The organism is Vibrio sp. bablab_jr001 (genome assembly GCF_016464285.1).
GTDB lineage: Bacteria > Pseudomonadota > Gammaproteobacteria > Enterobacterales > Vibrionaceae > Vibrio > Vibrio fluvialis.
This window is the reverse complement of record NZ_JACDWZ010000048.1, coordinates 1-5,751: the sequence shown is the minus strand read 5'-3', so window position 1 is coordinate 5,751 and position 5,751 is coordinate 1. Positions and strand designations below refer to the sequence as shown.

Sequence of the window (5,751 nt, the reverse complement as noted above, 5' to 3'; positions counted from 1 at the left end):
CTGCTCGATGGCGGCGATCATTTTCTTGAACATGCCAAAACGGGGCAGGCCAAGGTTGAAAATCATGTCGACGATCACCGCCTGACGCGCATCGTTAAGCGAAGCGAAATACGGCAGCGTTTCTGCGTCTTTCACCGCAGCATCAAGGTCGTGTTGAAGCAGGGTTTCCGCTTCTTGTTGGCTGATGCCGTTATCCTGCAGGTTGCGGCCGTAACCGATGGTGAGTTTTTGATTGCTGCAGCGGTAAGGTTTCAGCCGCAGCCCTTCGTGTTTTTTGATGAGTTGGGTTGCCAGTGCTTTCATGGTTTAACCTTCGTTGAATAAACAAAGGCCAGTGTATCGCCCCGAATTACTGACTGATATTGAAGCGGTTTCTAGATGGGGGATGTAGAAAAACCAAGCATACATGGTGTCTGAAATGATAGTATTCAAAAATTCTCGGCAAGCAATATGGACAATCCCAAGTGAACTTTCTTTCAACAATCAAGCTACGTTTGCAAAATTCGATTACTCTGGAAACGGGCAGTAAATTGCGAATTGATCCGAATGCCAAAGTCCGAAAATGTATTATCAAGGCGACAAACGTCAATCAGAGTTCTATTGAGATTGAACGTTCTGCAAGTGTCCGACGTTGTAAGATCGTCGTTGAAGGGCGAAACAACAAACTCATCATTGAGAAAGGCTGTCAGCTCCAAAACCTGTTAATTGAAGTGTTAGGCGAAGATTGCACCCTTATCATAGGTAAAAATACGCGTAACACTGGAGAGGGCAAAATTTCTTGTCAGGAGAAGGGCACTACATTAAGAATTGGGGCAAATTCGTTGCTCGCCAAAGGTGTCACCATGCTTACCAGTGATGGTCACGATATTTTGGAACATGGGCAGCGTATTAACCCTGCCAAAGACATTCTTCTCGAAGAGCATGTTTGGCTAGGCCAAGATGTAATGGTACTAAAGGGAGCGAAAATCGGTAGTGGTTCCGTCATTGGTGCTCGTTCTGTTGTATCAGGCGTAATTCCGAGTCAATCCATTGCTGTTGGTTCACCTGCGAAAGTGGTTAAACAGGGCATTACTTGGGATAGTGCACTGACTTTCGCCCAAAAGTGAGTGACTATCCTGAATCTTATTCAGTCCGATATCTGCAGTTGATGGCTATAAGCGATAGCCATCAACGTCTTACAAGATCGTTATCCTCTTAATACTGCAAATAGTCAGCTATCTGGACGTTAATAGTTAACCATTCCTGATAGTTGCGGACGCTGCCCAAAAGGAAAGCCGTCTGATTCCGGGTAATCGCTGAGTGTTTTTCGGTCCTGCAGCAGTTTCAGGTAATCCGCTTCGGTCTTGATTGGTGATGTGCGCAGCTCAGCGGGATAGCTCTGGTCTTTCTCGTACTGGTCAATGCGGTCCAGCACTTTAGTCAGTTCCCCGTCTCGCCATTGCTTTTCTTCCGCCGCTTTAAACGGGCGGTGCCGTTCGATGTCATACTGCCATTGTCCGTCTGACCACGAGTCATAGAGCTCCGGCTCAGTTAACGTATGCGTTGCTGGCAGTTCTCCCAGTTCTTCAATCCGGTAATTTTCCCCGTTGTCGCGGTCAGTGGCGTACGCCATTTCCCCGCGATAGTCCAAGAACTGCTGCCACTCTCCGTTGACAAGTTTGGGCGCGTGCTGCGCGGATAGCGGCTCAGGTGGCGGAATAAAGGTGTGGTTTTCCGGTAACTCAAAGTTGTAGTCAGACACTTTGAATTCATTGCCGTACTCGTCATAAAACGGCTGCCCCAGCAGAATCGGGTAAACCTGCCAGTGACCTTCTCTGAACAGCACTGTTTGAGAGCCTGCCTCAAACTCGGGGGGAGACTGCGTGATCGCATTCTCCGGGAACTGTCCATCCGGCTCGCCAATCACAAACGGGTTCCCATGTGGGTCAAAGTACGTTTTCCAGGTCATGTCTTCAATTTCATCAGACCAGGTGCCGGTTGCCCGGTCATAACGGGCAGTCATTCCATCACGGGACGGCGTGTAGAGCGTCTGAGTGAAATCGTTACCCAGCGCCGTGCCTTTGCTGACATGCTCGGTGGTGTTCTCAATCCACCATCCGTCGGAGGTGATACGCGAGACATTAACGGTCTGAGATTGGGCGAAAAATGGAGCCATTATGCGAGCCTCACAATCCAGTTGACTTTGCGGTGGTTGATGGTGTTTTTCAGTGCGCCGAACAGGGCAATGGCAATCGTGTGAGCATGAGAGCCAATCGCGACTGTGTGCGCGTGCGCTCCTGCACTGTTCGTTGTCCATGTTTGGGCGGCTTCGATGGTGGTACCGTTGGCATAATATTGCCCGCTTCGAGCGCCATTCTCTTCCGTTCGTGTTAGCGATAATGTGTGAGTATGTGCACCACCAGACGACGTCGTTTTTGAGCCAATGTCCGTCGATAATACGCTTGACCCTGGGTGTTCATGCGCTTTTACTTCCCCTTCTTCAAACACACCCACCGTTTCGCCGTCTTCCTTACCAATGACGCCGCACCCGCGCATATCCGGAATGATGCCGTCAGGAAAGACTTTGGCGAGCTCCGGATACGTCGCCATATCAAACGCCTGACCTTTGAACATACCGAAACCGTCCGGCGCAATGTCCGTAAACCACGGAATGGCGGCCCCGACCGGAAAGATTCTGGCGGCGAGTTTAAGCCAGAGGTTGGTGACCAGTTTGTCGACGACGGCGGTGACATCCAGTGCATAAAGAAACTTTTTCACGGTCAGAAACGCGCGGTCGTCTGTGCCGGTATCGACCTGTCCGGTGGTCACGACTTTGGCAATACCCGCCACTTGTTCCGTGGCGTAAGGGGAGCCGAGCATCTCCACCGTGATATTCTGGATAGTCGACGCCGCCAGATTCAGTTCACAGGCTTCGGTGACCACGGTGTTTTTGCGTTTGTAGGTGATGACCTCACCATCGCGACTGTCGACCGCGAACAGCGTCCCGTCTTCCAGCCAGTAGCCCAGCTCTTTGCCTTCAAACTCTTCATCCCCATCCCAGACCGTTTCAAAATGCAGTTGGCCTTGCGCCACCAACGCACCGCGCGTCAGCGCCTTTTTCTGGATTTCAGCAACGAGTGCGGTTTGCTCCGGATTCGGAACATACCCGGCAGAGCCGATGCTGATGTGAGTGATTTTGTATTCAATGCCCAGATCACCGGCACGAATCGCGGCGGCAATCCCGGCATGGGTGATGAGTAAGCTCATTGGGTGACCTCGTAAGTGTGTTGATTGCGGATATGCCGGCAGTTGGCAAGCTGATGATGGACATCAAGCCGGGACTGATACGTCCAGGTGATTTCAGTATGCGGCAGGCGCTTTTCCTCAAACGCTGCCCAGGCCTGCGCGCATGAGATTCGGGCATCTTCCTGCAGCGCGACATAAATCAGATTCGGCGTGGTCCGGTCATCAGAGACGGTTCCGGCGTCATCACCTGCCTGGGTGTAGAGCAGCGCCTGATAATCACTGATTTTCCAGCCGAACAACGCTTCCTGAAAGTCGGTCAGCAGGGACAGTTCAATGTCATCGTGCGTGGCTTTGAAGTCGGTGGCCATTGCTTCAATGAGGCTGGTCAGTTCCGGGTTGTCTGCTTCCTGCCAGTATTGGCCTTTGGGCAACAAAGCGCGGATGGCCTGCGCAAAGTCTTCGGCGCTGTAATCGATGATTACGCTGGAGGTGTCCATGTTACGTCTCCTAATACATGAATCTGATGGCTCTGAATTGTCACTTCATCGGTTGGAGATTTCACAATAAAGTTGGTGGTGACACTCGATACTGTCAGTACAATTTCCGTCGGTGTGATGGATTCCGGATTGCCCGTCGCGGCGTTGATTTTACCCATTTTGCTTTGTACCAGGCTCTGCAGCGCAGTGACCACGTCATCACGGACTGATTGGTCTTCAATGCCCTGAATCTCGATATTCAGCAGAACATGTTCTGGCAATAAGGCGATGGGATGACAACCTGCCAGACGATGCGCTTCGAAGGTTTGCTGAACCAGACTGATCACTTCGCTGCTCAGTGTCGGGTCAGCGGTGCGGCGGCCGATATACACTTCCACCATGCCGCGCTCCGGGGTGTTATCCAGTGCCCAGGCAAAGTCGACATCGGCATGGGCAGACGTTGCCCAGGCTTCATAATCTTCAGCTTTGCCGATCAGGTCGTTTTTCTCGTAGGCCACAATCACCCGGGCGCGCCAGTGTTCGAGAGTTTCGATGTCGGCGCCGCCTTCAATGCCAAGGCTCTGAACCTGAGTCGGGTCGATACCGCCTAAGCCTTCGGACAGGGTCAGAATGTTTCCGGCTGGCAGATTGCTGGCACTGCCCGACACGCGGGCAATCACGCTGACCGGCACGTCACTGTATTGCTCTTTGGTGGTTTCGTATTCATTGCCGGCGGCATCGGTCAGCAAAGTTGCTTTGGGGATGACCACCACACCACCGAGCTGAGTAAACCGGACGGTGCCTGATGCAAACGTGGGCAGCAGGCGCGGCGTGTCATGGCGATTGGCATGCAGATAAAGCCAGGCTTCGGAGCAGGTTTCCGGGTGAAGCTGGCGAAACAGCAAATCCTGATAGCCGTACTGACCGTAACTCACGCCCGCAATCGCGCACGCGATGGCATCGATCGCCGGTGTGTTCTGCCCAGTTTTCGCCATCAGTGTCGATTTGGCGCGCTCGATGAGTGTCTGCAGGCTGCGTTGTGTACTCATAGTGTGACCTTAAACGTGGTGTCATCGGTGAGGGTAATGATCACATCACGCCCCATCTGATTGGGTTTCGCTTCCCAGACGGAAACTGTCACGGCTTTGGCGTGGCCCTCTGTGATGAGCCAGGCCAGCGCTTCTTCATAAAAGCGTTTGGCCATGACGAGCGTCTGCGGGGTGAGCTTATCGCGGCGCAGGGTCCAGTCGCGTGAGCCTACGATGGTCAGCAGTTCGTCGCTCCAGTTGCCGCCGCGTTCGTCTTCCGCCATTCGCGCGCGATCGTTCTGTGTCGACTCGCTGTGGTTGTAAATGCTCTGCCAGACGGCGTGTGTCATGCCTTCCTCGGAGTTCATCGGTGCCGTGATCGCGTTTAAACGGAAATAGTTCATGATTGGTTTGGCCTGTATGAAGTGCGTTGGTTGTTATCGTCCAGGTAGTCGTGGGTGTGGGTTTCCACCGTGACGCCCGCAAACTTCCCAGAGCTACCGCCGACGTTGCCCGCGACGTTGAGGTCGCCACCGATGTCCACATTGCCGGAGAACGAAACTTGGGGCGCGGTGACATCCACTTTGGGAGCCTTAACGCTGATATCGCCTGCGGCCGTGATGTCCAGTTTTGCCTTAGTGTTCACCTTGATACCGTCTGCGGTGAAGTGAACCAGATTCCCCTTGTCATCGAGCATGGCGACCTCACCCGGCTGCAGTGCCATCTGGTAACGTTCGTCTTCCACATTGACGGTGATACCGCGCGCGGTGACGCCCCCGATAAACAGGTTGTAAGTTTTAGCCCCCACCAACGGACGACTCATAAAGCCGTAGTTGTGCACGCGGCGGATGCGATCGTTGGTGCGGCCCGTGGCAGTTTTAATCTGCAGCCACTGCGTCTCCGCTCCTGTGACCGTGCCGGTGCCAACCAGATTCTTAATCCGGCTCATCAAACGGGCCAGCAGTGTGTCAGACATCGCTTTGCTCCCTGAATGGCCGGAACAGTGTCATCGAGGTGGTTTG

Annotated in this window: 8 protein-coding genes; 1 reads left to right on the top strand and 7 read right to left on the bottom strand. The window is 53.3% G+C overall.

Annotated elements, in window-relative coordinates:
* Window positions 1-303, bottom strand: a 303-nt coding sequence (locus JIG40_RS09870) for a lysozyme (protein WP_199465277.1), incomplete at its 3' end; no start/stop codon positions are given.
* 161 nt (window positions 304-464) lie between these two features.
* On the opposite strand from JIG40_RS09870, the gene JIG40_RS23030 reads away from it, so the two are divergent.
* On the top strand, window positions 465-1,106 hold the full coding sequence (locus JIG40_RS23030) for an acyltransferase (protein WP_199465276.1): 642 nt from the start codon (window positions 465-467) through the stop codon (window positions 1,104-1,106).
* Between the two features lie 119 nt (window positions 1,107-1,225).
* Here JIG40_RS23030 and JIG40_RS09860 read toward each other — a convergent pair whose 3' ends face one another.
* The 6 genes from JIG40_RS09860 to JIG40_RS09835 are packed head-to-tail and all read right to left on the bottom strand — an operon-like array spanning window position 1,226 to window position 5,705.
* Window positions 1,226-2,155 (bottom strand): hypothetical protein, encoded by a 930-nt coding sequence (locus JIG40_RS09860; RefSeq protein WP_244662661.1) that lies wholly within the window; start codon window positions 2,153-2,155, stop codon window positions 1,226-1,228.
* Window positions 2,155-3,246 carry a phage tail protein gene (locus JIG40_RS09855; protein ID WP_199465275.1) on the bottom strand — a complete coding sequence of 364 codons (1,092 nt, stop codon included), beginning with the start codon at window positions 3,244-3,246 and terminating at the stop codon, window positions 2,155-2,157. Before JIG40_RS09855 ends, JIG40_RS09860 begins: the two co-directional genes overlap by 1 nt.
* Window positions 3,243-3,722: a hypothetical protein gene (locus JIG40_RS09850; protein WP_199465274.1), complete on the bottom strand. Its 480-nt coding sequence runs from the start codon at window positions 3,720-3,722 to the stop codon at window positions 3,243-3,245. Before JIG40_RS09850 ends, JIG40_RS09855 begins: the two co-directional genes overlap by 4 nt.
* Entirely contained in the window at window positions 3,704-4,750 is a 1,047-nt protein-coding gene (locus JIG40_RS09845; RefSeq protein ID WP_199465273.1) for a baseplate J/gp47 family protein, read from the bottom strand. The genes JIG40_RS09850 and JIG40_RS09845 overlap by 19 nt, the downstream gene beginning before the upstream one ends.
* A complete protein-coding gene (locus JIG40_RS09840) occupies window positions 4,747-5,133 on the bottom strand; it encodes a phage GP46 family protein (protein ID WP_075990092.1) in 387 nt (128 codons plus the stop codon). Before JIG40_RS09840 ends, JIG40_RS09845 begins: the two co-directional genes overlap by 4 nt.
* Entirely contained in the window at window positions 5,130-5,705 is a 576-nt protein-coding gene (locus JIG40_RS09835) for a phage baseplate assembly protein V (RefSeq protein WP_199465272.1), read from the bottom strand. Before JIG40_RS09835 ends, JIG40_RS09840 begins: the two co-directional genes overlap by 4 nt.
* Window positions 5,706-5,751 lie beyond the last annotated feature (46 nt).